We start from the raw sequence: 15092 nt of genomic DNA on the forward strand, positions 1-15092 counted from the left end.
GGCCATGCTCAGGCCGGCCATGGCGGCGAATGCGGCAAGGTAGAGGGTGTCCATGTTTTCTCCGGAAAGCGGGTGCCGGTGGCGGCAATGCCGGCATGCAGGCGCTCGCCGGCGGACACCCGCAGCTTAGGGAGATGGCCGTAAAAACGGGATAAAGCTTCGGCGGGGCGGTGTAAACGCCGTATAAATCGGCCGTATGGAAGGGGGTTATAAAAGCGCAGTGAACAGCGGCGATGGACCGTGGGATACGCCCGGATAGAGGGCCAACATGCCACCCCGCGGTGCCGGGGCGGGCCGGCCTGCCGGAATTCGTGCGGGCCGCCGGCTTTGGGCGGTCGATGGCGGACGAGTCGACGCACGTTTACGGTCGACGCGAAAGTGGGGTTTCGGCGCGGTCATTCGACGACAAACGCGCCGCTGCACCATCCTGGTGCTTCGTAGAACTAGATGAATGCCCCTTCCTAGGGCATACCCCTAGTGTTCCCCTCCCGGATATGGTGCAGAATCCCGTTCCATGCAGGTGAGGAGACAAATGCCCACAAAAGGGCAGAAACCGGGCGGCACCGGTACATAAAAGCTGTACCAAGAAAAGCAAACGCACAACGGCTGGCACCAGGCAGTGCCAGCCGTTGTCGCATTCAGGGTCCGCATCGCCCGGGGCCGGGCCGATGCCCGCATCTGGGATGGCCTGTATGCCGATGTCGCGCTTATCCGAAGCCGATCGCGAAGCTGATCGCGATTCCGGCCCTGTTCCCGACCGCCCCGGCTACTGGGGGCGCAATGCCCGCCTCATCGTATCCCTGCTGGTGCTGTGGGCGGTATTGACCTTCGTGCCTTCCTATTTCGCCGCCCGCCTGACCTTTTCCTTCCTGGGATGGCCGTTTTCCTATTGGATGGCCGCCTATGGCGCGCCCCTGGCGTATCTGCTGATCATCGTCGCCTATGCACGCATCATGAATCGCGTCGATGCCCAGGACTGATATTCTGCCGATCCGAAGTGACGTCCGCATGACCGCCCGCGGTCCAGGCCGGCGCCACGTTGCCGTTTTCTCCACCGGATTGCAGGACGGCTGATGTTGTTCGGCGGCAAGACCCCACGGGAATTCGACCTGCGGCTGCGGCGTGTCTATGTGCTGTATGCGGCAGGCTTCGGACTGCTCATCCTGGTGCTGGCGCTGCTCGAGGTCCTGGGCATGCCGCGCAACTGGATAGGCTATATCTTCCTGCTGGTGACCTTCAGCCTGTATGCCGGCATAGGGATCGTCTGCCGGACTTCCGATGCCGTCGAGTACTACGTCGCCGGGCGGCGCGTGCCCGCCTTCTATAACGGCATGGCCACCGCGGCGGATTGGATGTCCGTGGCCTCGTTCATCGGCGTGGCGGGAACCTTGTACGTCAGCGGCTATGCGGGCCTGGCCTACGTCATGGGGTGGACCGGGGGCTATGTCCTGGTCGCGCTGCTGCTGGCGCCGTATCTGCGCCGGTTCGGCCAGTACACGCTGCCGGATTTCCTTGGCGCCCGCTACGGCGGGCACCTGCCCCGGCTGGCCGGCGTGGCCTGCGCGGTACTGTGTTCATTCACCTATCTGGTCGCGCAGATCTACGGGGTGGGCATCATCACCACCCGCATGACGGGGATTTCATTCGAACTCGGCATCTTCCTGGCGCTGGGCGGCATGCTGGTCTGCTCTTTCCTCGGCGGCATGCGCGCGGTGACGTGGACCCAGGTCGGCCAGTTCATCATCCTGATCATCGCCTATGTCGTGCCGGTGATCTGGCTGTCGATCAAGTTCACCGGCATGGCGGTGCCGCAGCTCTCCGCCGGCGTGGCCCTGCAGCAGGTGGTCCAGCAGGAAAGCCGTCTGCAGGATGATCCGGCTGAACGGGCCGTGCGCCGCGATTGGCAGGCCCGCGCCGACCGCATGGACACCCTGCTGCGTACGCTGCCAGGCTCCTGGGTCACCGAAAAGGCGCGCCTGCGCGACCATCTGGCGCAGTTGAACGCCGCCGATGCGCCCATGCTGGAGATACGCTCGGTGGAGCGTGAACTGGCCGCGTATCCGGCCAGTGTGGAAGAGGCAAGGGACCGCTGGTATCGCGCGCGCATGGACTTCCACGCGCGCGCCCAGCCGCCCGTGCCGCAAGCCTTGCCGTATCCCGCCGCCAGCGGAGAAAGCCAGGGCGAACTACGCGCGAATTTCCTTGCCCTGGTGCTGTGCCTGATGCTGGGCACGGCGGGCTTGCCGCATATCCTGATGCGCTCCTACACGACGCCATCGGTGGCCGCGGCGCGGCGCTCGGTCTGCTGGACCGTGCTGTTCATCCTGCTGCTCTACATGCTTACGCCGGCGCTGGCCATCCTGGTCAAATATGTCGTCTACACCCACGTCGTGGGCGCGCGCTTCAGCGAATTGCCGGATTGGATCGCCGCCTGGAGCGCCATCAGTCCCTCGCTCATGGACGTGGTGGATGTGAATGGCGACGGCATCGTACAGCTCGGCGAAATCCACATGGGGGCCGATGTGGTCGTGCTGGCGCTGCCGGAGATCGGCGGCCTGCCTTACGTCGTTTCCGGCCTGGTGGCCGCAGGCGGCCTGGCGGCGGCGCTGTCCACGGCGGACGGCTTATTGCTGACGCTGTCCAATTCGCTGTCCCACGACATGTGGTACCGCGTCGTGTCCCCGCGCATGACGTCGGCACGCCGGGTCATGGCGTCCAAGATCCTGTTGCTGGTGGTGGCGTTCGCGGCCGCCTGGGTCGCGGCGCGGCGTCCCGCCGACATCCTCATCATGGTGTCGGCGGCGTTCTCCTTTGCGGCCTCCTCTTTCTTCCCCGCGCTGGTCATGGGCATATTCTGGAAGCGCGCCAACAAGTGGGGCGCCACGCTGGGCATGGCAGTGGGCCTGGCGGTGACCTTCGCCTATATGGCGCACACCCATCCCTGGCTGCGCGAACTCGTCTTCGGCATTCCCATGACCCAGCCCATGGCGCTGTGGTGGGGTATCCAGCCGGTGGCGGCCGGTATTTTCGGCGCGCCGGCCGCCTTCCTCACCATCGTGCTGGTGTCCCTGCTTACGCCCCGACCCGATCCGGCCACGGAAGCCCTGGTCGATTATGTGCGCGATCCGCGCCGCGCGTCGCCACCGGACGTGGCGGTCGCCGACGGCGCCCGCGAGCGCCAGGCGCCCGCCGGGGCCGAAGGGGGCTAGCCTCTTACCGTGCGGGAAAACACGTTCATCACGATAACGCCCGCCACGATCAGGGCCATCCCGATGAGGGCGGGCGCATCCAGGCGTTGATCGAAGAACAGTGCGCCGACCAGGGAGATGAGCGCGATGCCGACGCCGGACCAGATGGCGTACGCCACGCCCATGGGAATCTCGCGCAGGGTCAGGGAAAGGAAGTAAAAGGCCACGCCGTATCCCGCCACCGTGAGGATGGCGGGCCAGGGCCGCGAAAAACCGTCGGAAGCCTTCAAGGCGCTGGTGGCAATGATCTCCGCCACGATGGCGGTCGCCAGATAGACCCATTTCATCTGCGTGCCTCGGCGGCCTGCCGCAACAGGACCAGCAGCGCGCCGGCGCCGCCTTCGCGCTCCGGCGCCTGCGAAAACGCCAACACATCGGGCCGCTGTACCAGCCAGGCGCGCGCCTTGTCCTTGAGCACCGGCGTGAGTCCCTCCGACCCATAGCCCTTGCCGTGCACGATGCGCACGCACCGTATGCCGTGCTCCACGCATTCGTCGATAAAGGACAGCACGGCGTGCCGCGCCTGTTCCACGCGCAACCCGTGCAGGTCGAGCTCGGCGCCGGCGCGCCATTCGCCGCGCCGCAGCCTGCGGGCGGTATCGGGTGCGACATCTGCGCGGACGTACGCGCTGCCGCCTTCGGAAAGGAGATGCGTGACACCGCCGTCGGAAACGCCCGCATCGGCGCGCCCGGGCGTTTCGCCGAGCGCGGCCGCACGGCGTTGCACAGGGATGGCGTCAGGGTCGCGGCGCGGCGTGTGCAGCACGCGCTGGGGCGCCCGCAAGGGCGTGACCGCGCCCAAGGCGCGTTGCAAGGCCCGCGTGTCGTCCAGCGCGTCGGTGGGCGCATCGGTGCGTCGCGCAGCGCGGCCGGCCCCGGCTTGGGCCGCGGCTGCGGCGGCTGCTTCGGCTTTGGCGCGTGCGGCTTCCGTTTGCTGGCGGCGCTGGGCCTGCGCCTGCTCGTGCAGGCGCTTCAGGTCCCCCAGGCCGGCCTTACTGCCCCGCATTCTCCAGCCACCGTTGTGCGTCCAGGGCGGCCATGCATCCGGTGGCGGCGCTGGTGATGGCCTGGCGATAGACATGGTCCTGCACGTCCCCCGCGGCGAAAACGCCCGGGACCGACGTCATGGTCGCCATGCCGGACAGGCCGCTCTTGGTGATGATGTAACCGTCCTTCATGTCGAGCTGGCCCTTGAAGATATCCGTATTCGGATGGTGGCCGATCGCGATGAAGGCGCCGGTCGCGGCGATATCCTCGGTCTGTCCGGATTGGTTGTTGCGGACGCGCACGCCGGTCACGCCGCTGTCATCGCCCAGCACTTCTTCCAATTCCGAGAAAAGCTTCAGCGCCATGTTGCCGTTGTGGACCTTTTCCATCATGCGGTCGATGAGGATCGGTTCGGCGCGGAATTTGTCGCGGCGGTGGATCACGGTGACCTTGCGGCAGATATTCGACAGGTACAGGGCTTCCTCGACGGCGGTGTTGCCGCCGCCGACGACCACCACATCCTGGTTCTTGTAGAAGAACCCGTCGCAGGTGGCGCAGCCGGAAACGCCCCGGCCCATGAAGGCCTCTTCGGACGGCAGCCCCAGATACTTGGCCGACGCGCCGGTGGCGATGACCAGCGCATCGCAGGTGTAAACGTTGCCGGTGTCGCCGGTCAGCGTAAAGGGACGTTGCGAGAAATCCACGCTGGCGATGTGGTCGAACACGATTTCGGTGTTAAAACGTTCCGCGTGCTGCTGGAAACGCTGCATCAGGTCCGGGCCTTGTACGCCATGGACATCGGCGGGCCAGTTATCGACCTCGGTCGTCGTCATCAACTGGCCGCCCTGGGCAAGACCGGTGACGAGCAAGGGTTTCAGGTTCGCGCGTGCTGCGTAGACGGCGGCGGTGTAACCGGCCGGGCCGGAGCCGAGTATCAGCAATTGGGCATGTTTCGGAGTAGTCATCGGGCACGCTAGGCTAAGTGGACGCCCAATTATAATGAGGCCTATGCCACGTATTTCAACTGCTTCTCCGCGCGCCTCGCGCAACACCCGCAATGGGCCGTCCCCATTGCAGACCCGGATTTCCTCGCTGCTGCGCGAAGCCCGCTGGATACTCTTTGCCGCAATGGCGGCGTGGCTGACCCTGGTGTTGGCCACCTGGAGCTCCGCAGACCCGGGCTGGTCCCACTCCGTACCGGCCGGCGTCGTCCATAACAAGGGCGGCACGCTGGGCGCGTACCTGGCCGATATCCTGCTTTATCTCTTCGGGTTCTCGGCCTGGTGGTGGGTCGTCCTGTTGTTGCACCGGGTACGCGCCGGCTATCGGCGCCTGGCGGGCCACCTGCGCACTGCCGCCGTGGGGCCGGGCGAACCGCTGCCGCGCGTGCGCTGGGAGCAGGGCGTCGGTTTCGCCATGCTGCTGGTGGGCTCGATGGGGCTGGAAGCCCTGCGGCTCTATTCGCGCGGCACGCACCTGCCCGGCAGCGCGGACGGCGGCAGTGGCGCCGGCGGCGTCATCGGCCATGCCCTGGCCGAGCAATTGGCCAATGCCGTGGGATTCACCGGCGGCACGCTGGCGTTCCTGGTCCTGCTTGCAATCGGCCTGAGCCTGTTTTTCTCGTTTTCCTGGCTGACCATCGCCGAACGTGTCGGCGCCTGGATCGAAGGCCTGTTCCGCCGTGCCCGGCAATCCGTGGACGCGCGGCAGGACCGCAAGCTGGGCGAAGTGGCGCAGGCGGTGCGCACCGAACAAGTCGTCGCCAAGCAGGAAAAGCTTGTGCATGAGCAGCCGGTGCGTATCGAGCCGGCCATCACGGTGGTGCCCAAGTCCGACCGCGTGGAGCGGGAGAAGCAGCAGACGCTGTTCTCGCCGCCGGCTGGCGAAGGCGACCTGCCCACCATCAGCCTGCTGGACCCGCCGCCCGTGATGCAGGAAACCGTTTCGGCGGAAACCATCGAGTTCACGTCGCGGCTGATCGAGAAGAAACTGGCCGACTTCGGCGTATCCGTGACCGTGGTCGCCGCGCAAGCGGGTCCCGTCATCACCCGCTACGAGATCGAGCCCGCCACGGGCGTCAAGGGCAGCCAGGTGGTGAACCTGGCCAAGGACCTGGCCCGGGCGCTCAGCCTGGTCAGCATCCGCGTCGTCGAAACCATCCCCGGCAAGAATTTGATGGGCCTGGAGTTGCCGAATCCGCGGCGCCAGATGGTCAAGCTGTCGGAAATCCTGGGCTCGCAGACCTATCACAGCGGCTCGTCGGTGGTCACGATGGCGCTGGGCAAGGATATCGCGGGCAATCCCGTGGTGGCCGACCTGGCCAAGATGCCGCACCTGCTGGTCGCCGGGACCACCGGTTCGGGCAAGTCGGTGGGGATCAACGCCATGATCCTGTCCCTGCTGTACAAGGCCGACGCCTCGCACACCCGCCTGATCCTGATCGACCCGAAGATGCTCGAAATGAGCGTCTACGAAGGCATTCCGCACCTGCTCGCGCCCGTCGTCACGGATATGCGGCAGGCCGCGAACGCGCTGAACTGGTGCGTGGCCGAAATGGAGAAGCGCTATCGCCTCATGAGCAAGATGGGCGTGCGCAATCTGGCCGGCTTCAATACCAAGATCCGCGACGCCATCAAGCGGGAAGAGCCGATACCGAATCCGTTCTCGCTGACGCCCGATCAACCGGAACCGCTGCAGCCGCTGCCCACCATCGTGGTCGTGATCGACGAGCTGGCCGACCTGATGATGGTGGTCGGCAAGAAGATCGAAGAACTCATTGCGCGGCTGGCGCAGAAGGCGCGTGCCGCCGGCATTCACCTGATCCTGGCCACGCAGCGACCCAGCGTCGATGTCATCACAGGTCTCATCAAGGCGAACATACCGACCCGCATCGCCTTCCAGGTTTCGTCTAAGATCGACTCCCGCACCATCCTAGACCAGATGGGCGCCGAAACGCTGCTGGGCCAGGGCGACATGCTGTACATGCCGCCCGGCACGGGCCTGCCGGTGCGTGTGCACGGGGCGTTTGTTTCCGACGAGGAAGTCCATCGCGTGGTCGAACATCTGAAGGCGCAGGGCGAACCGAACTACGTCGAGGGCTTGCTCGAAGGCGGGGTGGAAGGCGAAACCGGCGACGGTGTGGGCAGCGTGACCGGGTTCACCGATAGCGAATCCGACCCCATGTACGACCAGGCCTGCGAAGTGGTGCTGAAGCATCGGCGTGCCTCTATTTCGCTGGTGCAGCGGCATCTGCGCATCGGCTATAACCGCGCCGCGCGCCTGCTGGAGCAAATGGAACAGTCCGGCATGGTGTCCGCCATGCAATCCAACGGGAACCGCGAAATCCTGGTCCCGGCCGCGGCGCGGGAGGAAGCATGATGCGCGCAATGCGTTGCCTCGCGGCCGCCGCCGCGATCGCCCTGATGCCGGCCTGGGCGCTGGCCGCGACGGCACAGGAACAGTTGCATGCCTTCGTCGCATCCGTGACGGCGGCCACCGGCGCCTTCACCCAGTCCACCACGGGCGGGCCGCAAGGGCAGCCCCGGCCCGCCCAGACCGGCACGTTCACGTTCCAGCGTCCCGGCAAGTTCAAGTGGGCGGTACAAAAGCCCTACGAGCAATTGATCGTCGCCGACGGCAAGCAGGTCTACCAGTACGATCCTGATCTCGCGCAGGTCACGGTGCGCAAGGTGGACCAGGCCATCGGTACTTCTCCCGCGGCCATCCTGTTCGGCTCGGGATCGCTGGAACAGTCCTTCGATGTGTCGGCGCTGCCGGCCAGGGACGGGCTGGAATGGCTGCGCGCCAAGCCGCGCAACACGGACGCCGGCTTTTCGCGCGTGGATATCGGCTTCAAGGACAACCTGCCCGCCCGCATCGAGCTGCTCGACGCCTTCGGGCAGACCACGCGGGTCGAGCTGTCCAACATCACGCCGAATCCCAAAATCAATGCGCAGGACTTCCAGTTCACCCCGCCCAAGGGGGTGGACGTGGTCAATATGTAGTCATTCGTCCGTATCGAAATCGGTTCCCGGCGTAAGCGGCGCGTGGCGGTAGGAAGCAGGCGTGCGGCTCAGTTTCACGGGCGCGCCCAGGCCGCGGTAGCCGGGGCCGATCTCCACCCGCATTTCGCGGTGGACGGTGTGCGGATGCGTGAGCGCCGCCTCGACATCCAATACCGGTGCGGCCGGCACATTCGCCGCCATCAGCCGATCCACCAGGTCGATTGCATCGAAGGCGGATAGCGCGTCTTCCAGCAGGCGCTTCAGTTCCACCCGATGCGTCGAGCGGGCGCCCGGGCGGTCGAAGCGCGGATCCGTGGCCAGCTCCGGGCGCTCCAGCACCTGGCACAGGCTGGCGAATTGCCGGTCGTTGCCCACCGCCAGGAACAGCGGTTCGGTGCGCGTGCGGAAGATATCGTAGGGATAGATATTCGGATGCGCGTTGCCCGTGCGTTGCGGGGTGCGGCCGTCCATGAACCAGTTGGCGGCATGCGGATGGAGCAGGGACAAGCCGCTGTCGTACAGCGTGGTCTCCACGAATTGGCCGCGGCCGCTGCGATGCCGCTCCTGCAATGCCAGCAGGATGCCGATGACGGCGTTCAGTCCGGTGACCATATCGACCACGGGCAGGCCTACGCGCAAGGGCTCGCCGCCGGCCTCGCCGTTGACGCTCATGATGCCGCTCATGGCCTGGACGGCCGCGTCGTAGCCGGGCAGCGCGCCCAGGGGGCCGTCCGCGCCGAAGCCCGATACCCGGCACCAGATCAGGCGTGGAAAGCGCTGCGCCAGCGCCTCGTAGCCGATGCCCCAGCGTTCCATGGTGCCGATCTTGAAGTTCTCCACCAGTACGTCGGCCTGCGCGAGCAGTTCCAGCAGGCGGTCGCGGCCCGCGACCGTTCCGAGGTCCAGGTGCTGGATCCGCTTGTTCCGGTTCAGGCCGTGATAGTACGAGGCGACGCCGTCGCGGAACGGCGGTCCCCAGGTCCGGGTGTCATCGCCCTGCGGCGGTTCGATCTTCAGTACATCCGCGCCATGGTCGCCGAGGATCTGGCCGCAGTACGGCCCGCCGAGGATGCGCGATATATCCAGCACGCGGATGCCGGCCAGGGCGCCGGTCGATACGGAAACGGTCATGGGTGTATGCGATTCAATTGATCGGGATGCCCGACTGTTTGATGACCTTGGCCCACTTGGCTTTTTCATCGGCGATGAAGGCGCCCAGCGCGGCCGGGCGGCTGTCGGTGCCCGCTTCCAGTCCCTGCGATGCGAACAGCGCCTTGACCTTGTCGGAACCGAGCGCCTGGACGAAGGCCTTGTTCAGCATCGCGACGCGGTCCGCCGGCGTGCCGGCGGGGGCGACGATGCCGAAGAACACGCTGACGTCATAGCCCGCGTAGCCTTGCCCGGCGACGGTGGGCACCGCGGGCAGCGCGCGTGAAGGCTTGGCCGTGGTCACGCCCAGCGCGCGCAGCTTCCCGGATTCCACATAGGGCTTGGCCGTAAGGACATCGGTGAAGCTCATGGCGACGTGGCCGCCCAGCAGGTCGTTCAGCGCCGGTCCCGTGCCTTTGTAGGGAATGTGCAGGAAGTCCGTGCCGGCGATCGCATTGAACATCACACCCGCCAGGTGTGAGGACGCGCCGGTTCCGGAAGAAGCGAAGGCCAGCTTGCCGGGATGGCTCTTCGAATAGGCGACCAGCTCGGGCACCGTCCTGGCGGGCACGCTGGGATTCACTACCAGGATGTTCGGCAGGTAGCCCACATAGATCACTGGCGCGAAGCTCTTGACCGGGTCGTAGCTGATTTCGCTGTAGAGACTGGCATTGATGGCCAGCGGCCCGGATGTTCCGAACATAAGGGTGTAGCCGTCGGCGGCGGCGCGGGCCACATATTCCGCGCCGATATTGCCGTTGGCGCCCGCGCGGTTCTCCACGATCATGGGTTGCGGCAGATAGTGCGCGATCTCGGCGGCCAGGGTGCGGCCCATGGCGTCGGTGGGCCCCCCGGGAGGGTAGGGGATCACCAGCGTGATGGGCCGGGCGGGAAAGGTTTCGGCCGCCGCGGCCTGGCCGGCAAATGCAGCCATGGCGGCGCAAGCCGCGGCAAGGCACAGGGACATGCGTTTGCGCATGGTTTGTCTCCGGATATTGTTGTGTTGTGTGGTGGGGTGCAAGGCTGATCCAGCGGGGTCACGCCACCGGCATCGCGCCCGTCCTGGCGGGTGACGCGTTCCAGGCGGCGGGCAATTCATCGGGCGATAGCGGATCGCGGGCCAGCACGCGATGCCGCAATGCCTGTTGCGCCCAGCGCAGCCGGTCGGCGGAGCCGCAGGCCGTGGCTTCCCATGCCATGGCGATGGCGCTGGTACAGTGATACAGCCCCGACGCCGCCTGGCGCGCGAGCACATCGCCGCCTTCGCGGGCGGCCGTTTCGGCCAATGCGCAGGCCGCGTGCAGCGCGTGGCGCAGTGCGGCGGCAAAGGCGGGAGCCAGCACCGCGGCGTCGAGCAAACCTTCGTTATGCGCGCGCAGCACCGGCAACGAACCTTCGCGCTTCACCGCGCGGATCACATCCAGCGCCACGATGTTGCTGGTGCCTTCCCAGATGGATCCCAGGTGCGCATCGCGCAGCAGGCGCGGGTCGCTCCATTCCTCGATATAGCCGCAGCCGCCCCGTACCTCCATGGCATCGCCCGTCACCTTGCGGGCGTCACGGCAGGCGCGGAATTTGATCAAGGGCGTCAGGATGCGCAACAGCGGGTAGGCCCCGGCTTCGCCCGCATCGGATCGCGCCAGCGCGCGGGCGGTCTGGAACACCATCGTGCGGGCCTGTTCGGCGGGCACCCGCAGCTTGTCCAACTGTCGCCGCATCAGCGGCATGTCCTGCAGCGCGCGGCCGAAGGCCTTGCGTTCGCGTGCCACGAATTCCGCCTCGGCGACCGCGCGGCGCATCAGGCCCGCCGCGCGCACGCCGTTGGAAAGGCGCGAATTGTTGACCATGTCCGCCATCTGCACGAAGCCACGGCCCGGTTCGCCAACGAGGTACGCCACCGCGCCTTCGAAGCGGATTTCGCCGCTCGCCATGGAGCGCGTGCCCAGCTTGTCTTTCAGGCGGATGATGCGGTAGTGATTCGGCGTGCCGTCGTCCAGTTCGCGGGGCAGCAGGAACAGCGAGACGCCCTTCAAGCCGGGCGGTCCACCTTCGGTGCGCGCCAGCACCATGGCCAGATCGGCGTCGGGATTGGAGCAGAACCATTTGTCGCCGTGCAGGGTCCACGTGCCGTCGGCGGCCGGCCGCGCCAGCGTCTCGGTGGCGGCGATATCGGAGCCGGCGCCCTGTTCGGTCATGAACATGGCCCCTTGCGCCAGCGCGTCGAAATCCAGCGAAGCCAGGCGGGGCAGGTAACGCGCCACCAGTTCCGGGCTGCCGAACTTGCGCAATGTGCGGGCCAGGGAATCCGTCATGGAGACGGGGCAGCACAGGCCGAACTCCGACTGCACGAACAGGTAGGTCAGGACGTACTTCACGGTCGGCGGCATGGGCCCACGCCAGCCCAGCGTTTCCGTGCGGTGCGACATGGCCGCCAGGCCGAAGTCGCTGAAGGCCAGCCGCTCCATGTCGACATAGGCAGGGTGCTTGATGACGCGCTGTTCGTCCAGGCCGCTGCGGCTGCGGTATCGCAGCGTCGGAGGATTGCGGTCGGCGGCGCCGGCCAGCTCGTCGAGTTCGCCCCCGGCGATATCGCCCAGCCGCTCGAAATGGGGCGTCATGTGGGCCAGCAGGTCGGCCGGCAGGTACAGCGGCAGCAGGGCGCGCAGTTCGGCGTCGCTGGTGTAGAAGTTGTCGCCGCGGCGATCCGGAACGGGGTGGGGGCGGGCAGCGTCATGCATTGCCGGTGTCTCCTGGCTGCTTTTATCGGCGCATTCTAGGCCTGGCGATCATAGGTATCCAATATCGAATATGTCTTGTACGATTTGAGCGGAATATCGTTGAATGATTGATTCCGGTGGGGAAAATATGGAGTTGCGGCACTTGCGCTATTTCGCCGTGCTGGCCGAAGAACTGCATTTCGGGCGGGCGGCGGCACGGCTGGCGATCTCGCAGCCGCCCCTGTCGGTGGCGATCCGCCAACTGGAGGACAGCGTCGGCGCCCGCCTGTTCGAACGCAATAGCAAGGAGGTGCGCCTGACGGCCGCGGGGCACGCCATGCGCGCCTCGGCACGCAAGATACTGGCGCAGGCCGAAGAAGCCGCCGTGGAAGCGCGGGATGCCGCGGCCGGGGTGGTCGGGCACCTGCGCATCGGTTTCGTCGGGGCGATGCTGTACCGGGGCCTGCCGCAGGCGCTGCGCGGCTTCCAGGGGCGCTATCCGGGCGTGCGGGTCAAGCTGACCGAAATGAACTCGGCCGAACAGATCACCGAGTTGATGCAGGGCGGACTGGACCTGGGCTTCGTCCATACCAGCCGCATGCCGCAGGAACTGGAAAGCCGCCTGCTGGTGTCGGAACCCTTTGTGTGCTGCCTGCCGGCCAGGCACCGGCTGAGCCGCAGGGCCAGCGTGCGGGCGTCCGACCTGCGCGACGAAACCTTCGTGCTGTTCGGGCAGGGTGTGTCGCCGGACTACCACGACCGTATCCTGTCGATATGCGCCGAGGCCGGTTTCCGGCCGCAGGTACGCCACGAGGCGCGCCACTGGCTGGCGGTGGTGTCGCTGGTCTCGCAGGGTCTCGGGGTCGCGCTGGTGCCGCAGGCCCTGAGCCATTCCGCCTTGCGCGGGGCGGTGTTCCGCCCGCTCGCCGGCGCACGGGCCCGCTCCGACGCCTATGGCGTCAGCCGCCGCGACGCGCGCAGCCCGCTCATCGACCGCCTGCTGGACGAATTCGGCGGGGCTTCCGTCGTCGTCGACAAACCCTAGCGAGGGCGGGAAGTGCCCGCAGGGCTTCTCCTCAGGGCTTCTTGTACGCGACGCAGTCGATTTCGACCTTGGCGTCGACCATCAGCCGCGATTCCACGCAGGCGCGTGCCGGCGGATGCTCGCCGAAGTACGACTTGAACACCTTGTTGAACGAGGCGAAATCGCGCGCATCGGCCAGCCAGACGCCGCAGCGCACGACATGTTCGGGGCCGTAGCCGGCCTCGGCGAGGATATCCATGAGTTGCCGGATGGCCTTGTGGGATTGGGGCACGATGCCGCCTTCCACCACTTCGCCATCCGCCATCGGCACCTGGCCGGACACGTACAGCCAGCCGTCGGCCGCCACGGCCCTGGAGAAGGGCATGTGGCTGCCGCCGCCGCCCGTGCTGCCTGCCGCGCCATAGCGCGTGATGCCATTGGCGTCGGGCCCGGGAATAGTGCTCATAGGGAAGCTCCTTGCGTCAAGTCAGGTATCAATCGGAAGCGGTCGGGAAGCCGGCGCGCAGGTCGCCCTGGCGCGGCAGCCAGCGGCCGGCGCGCTCGCTGGTGGCCTTGCCCCGCGAGTACGACAGCACACCGTTGACCCACACTGCATCGATGCCGGCGGCCGCCTGCAGGGGCGCGTCGAACGTGGCGCGGTCGATCACCGTATCGGGGTCGAACAGCACCAGGTCGGCCCACTGCCCCTCGCGCACCAGGCCGCGGTCGCGCAGCCCGAAGCGGGCCGCCGACAGCCCCGTCATCTTGTGCACGGCCTCGGCCAGGGGGAACAGGCCCAGGTCGCGGCTGTAATGTCCCAGTACCCGCGGAAAGGCGCCCCACAGGCGTGGATGCGGGTGCGGATCGTTGGGCAGGCCGTCCGATCCGATCATGGTGAGCCGGTGCGCCAGCACGCGCCGCACATCGTCCTCGCGCATGCCGTGATAGACGGCGCCCGCGGGCTGCAGGCGGCGCGCCGCGTCCAGCAAAGGCAGGTTCCAGTCGTGTGCGATGTCGGCCAGCTTGCGACCCGCCTGTTCGGGATGCGGCGTGGACCAGGTGATGTCGATATCGAAGTCGTCCGTGACCTGTTTGAGGTCCAGCGTCGAGGAACTGGCGGAATAGGGATAGCAGTCGCAGCCCACCGGCTGCATGCGGCCCGCCTTTTCCAGGCGGGCCAGCACCTCGGTCGTCCGGCCCCAGTTGCCGGCGCCCGCGCACTTCAGGTGCGAGACCACCACTGGCACGCGCGCATGCAGCGCCACGTCGAACGCTTCCTGCATGGCCTCCAGGATTTCCGCGAATTCCGACCGCAGGTGCGTGGTGTAGAGCGCGCCGAACTCGTCCAGGGTCTGGGCCAGGGCCTTCACTTCCTCGGTGTCGGCGCTGAAGGCGGATGCATAGGCCAGGCCGGTGCTCAGGCCGATCGCGCCATGTGCCAGCGCGTCGCGCAGCTGCGCGCGCATGGCGTCTATTTCCCCCGGTGTAGCCGGCCGGTCCAGGCGGTCCATGTGGTTGTTGCGCAGGGCAGTATGGCCGATCAAAGCCGCGACGTTGACCGCCGGGCGCGCGCGTTCGACGGCCGCGGTGTAGTCCGCGAAGCTCGGGTACTGGAAGTCGGCCTCGGCGCCCAGCAGATTCATGGGGTCCGGCGGGGCGCCGCGCAGCCGGACCGGCGCGGCGCTGATGCCGCAATTCCCGACCACGACAGTGGTGACGCCCTGGGACAGCTTGGGCAGCATGGCGGGCGTGCGGATCACGTTGGTGTCGTCGTGCGTGTGCACGTCGATGAACCCGGGCGCCAGCACGCGGCCGGCGCCGTCGACGCGCGCGCGTGCCGGCGTGTCGTCGGGCACGCCGATGGCCGCGATGCGGCCGTCCAGCAGCGCCACATTGGCCCGGTATTCGGCTGCGCCGCTGCCGTCCAGGACGCGGACCGGGCCGATCAGGGTGTCGTACATCG

General features: G+C 67.1%; 13 protein-coding genes. 5 read left to right on the forward strand and 8 right to left on the reverse strand.

Going from position 1 to position 15092, the window contains the following annotated elements; genetic code table 11:
- Positions 1-692: 692 nt before the first annotated feature.
- Positions 693-980: a DUF4212 domain-containing protein gene (locus BAU07_RS06865; protein WP_066655258.1), complete on the forward strand. Its 288-nt coding sequence runs from the start codon at positions 693-695 to the stop codon at positions 978-980.
- Positions 981-1073: 93 nt separating this feature from the next.
- Positions 1074-3209, forward strand: a complete 2136-nt coding sequence (locus tag BAU07_RS06870) for a sodium:solute symporter family protein (RefSeq protein WP_084025453.1) — start codon at positions 1074-1076, stop codon at positions 3207-3209.
- On the opposite strand, the gene BAU07_RS06875 is transcribed toward BAU07_RS06870, so the two are convergent.
- From BAU07_RS06875 to trxB, 3 genes are read right to left on the reverse strand one after another with little or no spacing between them, the layout of a single operon-like run.
- Positions 3206-3535, reverse strand: coding sequence for a DMT family transporter (locus BAU07_RS06875; RefSeq protein WP_066655259.1), 330 nt, complete (start codon positions 3533-3535; stop codon positions 3206-3208). The two genes, BAU07_RS06870 and BAU07_RS06875, sit on opposite strands and share 4 nt — an antisense overlap.
- On the reverse strand, positions 3532-4254 hold the full coding sequence (locus BAU07_RS06880; RefSeq protein WP_066655260.1) for a Smr/MutS family protein: 723 nt from the start codon (positions 4252-4254) through the stop codon (positions 3532-3534). The genes BAU07_RS06875 and BAU07_RS06880 overlap by 4 nt, the downstream gene beginning before the upstream one ends.
- Positions 4241-5200, reverse strand: coding sequence for a thioredoxin-disulfide reductase (trxB, locus tag BAU07_RS06885; RefSeq protein ID WP_066655262.1), 960 nt, complete (start codon positions 5198-5200; stop codon positions 4241-4243). Before trxB ends, BAU07_RS06880 begins: the two co-directional genes overlap by 14 nt.
- A 43-nt stretch (positions 5201-5243) precedes the next feature.
- Here trxB and BAU07_RS06890 point away from each other — a divergent pair, with 43 nt between their 5' ends.
- Together BAU07_RS06890 and lolA are read left to right on the forward strand one after the other, a co-directional pair.
- On the forward strand, positions 5244-7613 hold the full coding sequence (locus tag BAU07_RS06890) for a DNA translocase FtsK (protein WP_157122092.1): 2370 nt from the start codon (positions 5244-5246) through the stop codon (positions 7611-7613).
- Positions 7613-8239 (forward strand): outer membrane lipoprotein chaperone LolA, encoded by a 627-nt coding sequence (lolA, locus tag BAU07_RS06895; protein ID WP_157122486.1) that lies wholly within the window; start codon positions 7613-7615, stop codon positions 8237-8239. The genes BAU07_RS06890 and lolA overlap by 1 nt, the downstream gene beginning before the upstream one ends.
- Here lolA and BAU07_RS06900 read toward each other — a convergent pair whose 3' ends face one another.
- From BAU07_RS06900 to BAU07_RS06910, 3 genes are read right to left on the reverse strand one after another with little or no spacing between them, the layout of a single operon-like run.
- Positions 8240-9370: a CaiB/BaiF CoA transferase family protein gene (locus tag BAU07_RS06900; protein WP_066655265.1), complete on the reverse strand. Its 1131-nt coding sequence runs from the start codon at positions 9368-9370 to the stop codon at positions 8240-8242.
- Positions 9371-9383: 13 nt separating this feature from the next.
- Positions 9384-10367 (reverse strand): Bug family tripartite tricarboxylate transporter substrate binding protein, encoded by a 984-nt coding sequence (locus BAU07_RS06905; protein ID WP_066655266.1) that lies wholly within the window; start codon positions 10365-10367, stop codon positions 9384-9386.
- Between the two features lie 58 nt (positions 10368-10425).
- Positions 10426-12126 carry an acyl-CoA dehydrogenase family protein gene (locus BAU07_RS06910; RefSeq protein ID WP_066655268.1) on the reverse strand — a complete coding sequence of 567 codons (1701 nt, stop codon included), beginning with the start codon at positions 12124-12126 and terminating at the stop codon, positions 10426-10428.
- A 127-nt stretch (positions 12127-12253) separates the two neighbouring features.
- On the opposite strand from BAU07_RS06910, the gene BAU07_RS06915 reads away from it, so the two are divergent.
- The gene (locus BAU07_RS06915) at positions 12254-13150 is read left to right on the forward strand and encodes a LysR family transcriptional regulator (protein WP_066664978.1); all 897 of its coding nucleotides are present in this window, start codon (positions 12254-12256) and stop codon (positions 13148-13150) included.
- 31 nt (positions 13151-13181) lie between these two features.
- On the opposite strand, the gene BAU07_RS06920 is transcribed toward BAU07_RS06915, so the two are convergent.
- Positions 13182-13595, reverse strand: coding sequence for a RidA family protein (locus tag BAU07_RS06920; protein ID WP_066655270.1), 414 nt, complete (start codon positions 13593-13595; stop codon positions 13182-13184).
- 28 nt (positions 13596-13623) lie between these two features.
- Positions 13624-15090 (reverse strand): N-acyl-D-amino-acid deacylase family protein, encoded by a 1467-nt coding sequence (locus BAU07_RS06925; RefSeq protein WP_066655272.1) that lies wholly within the window; start codon positions 15088-15090, stop codon positions 13624-13626.
- Positions 15091-15092 lie beyond the last annotated feature (2 nt).

It is taken from the genome of Bordetella flabilis (assembly GCF_001676725.1).
Lineage (GTDB): Bacteria > Pseudomonadota > Gammaproteobacteria > Burkholderiales > Burkholderiaceae_B > Bordetella_C > Bordetella_C flabilis.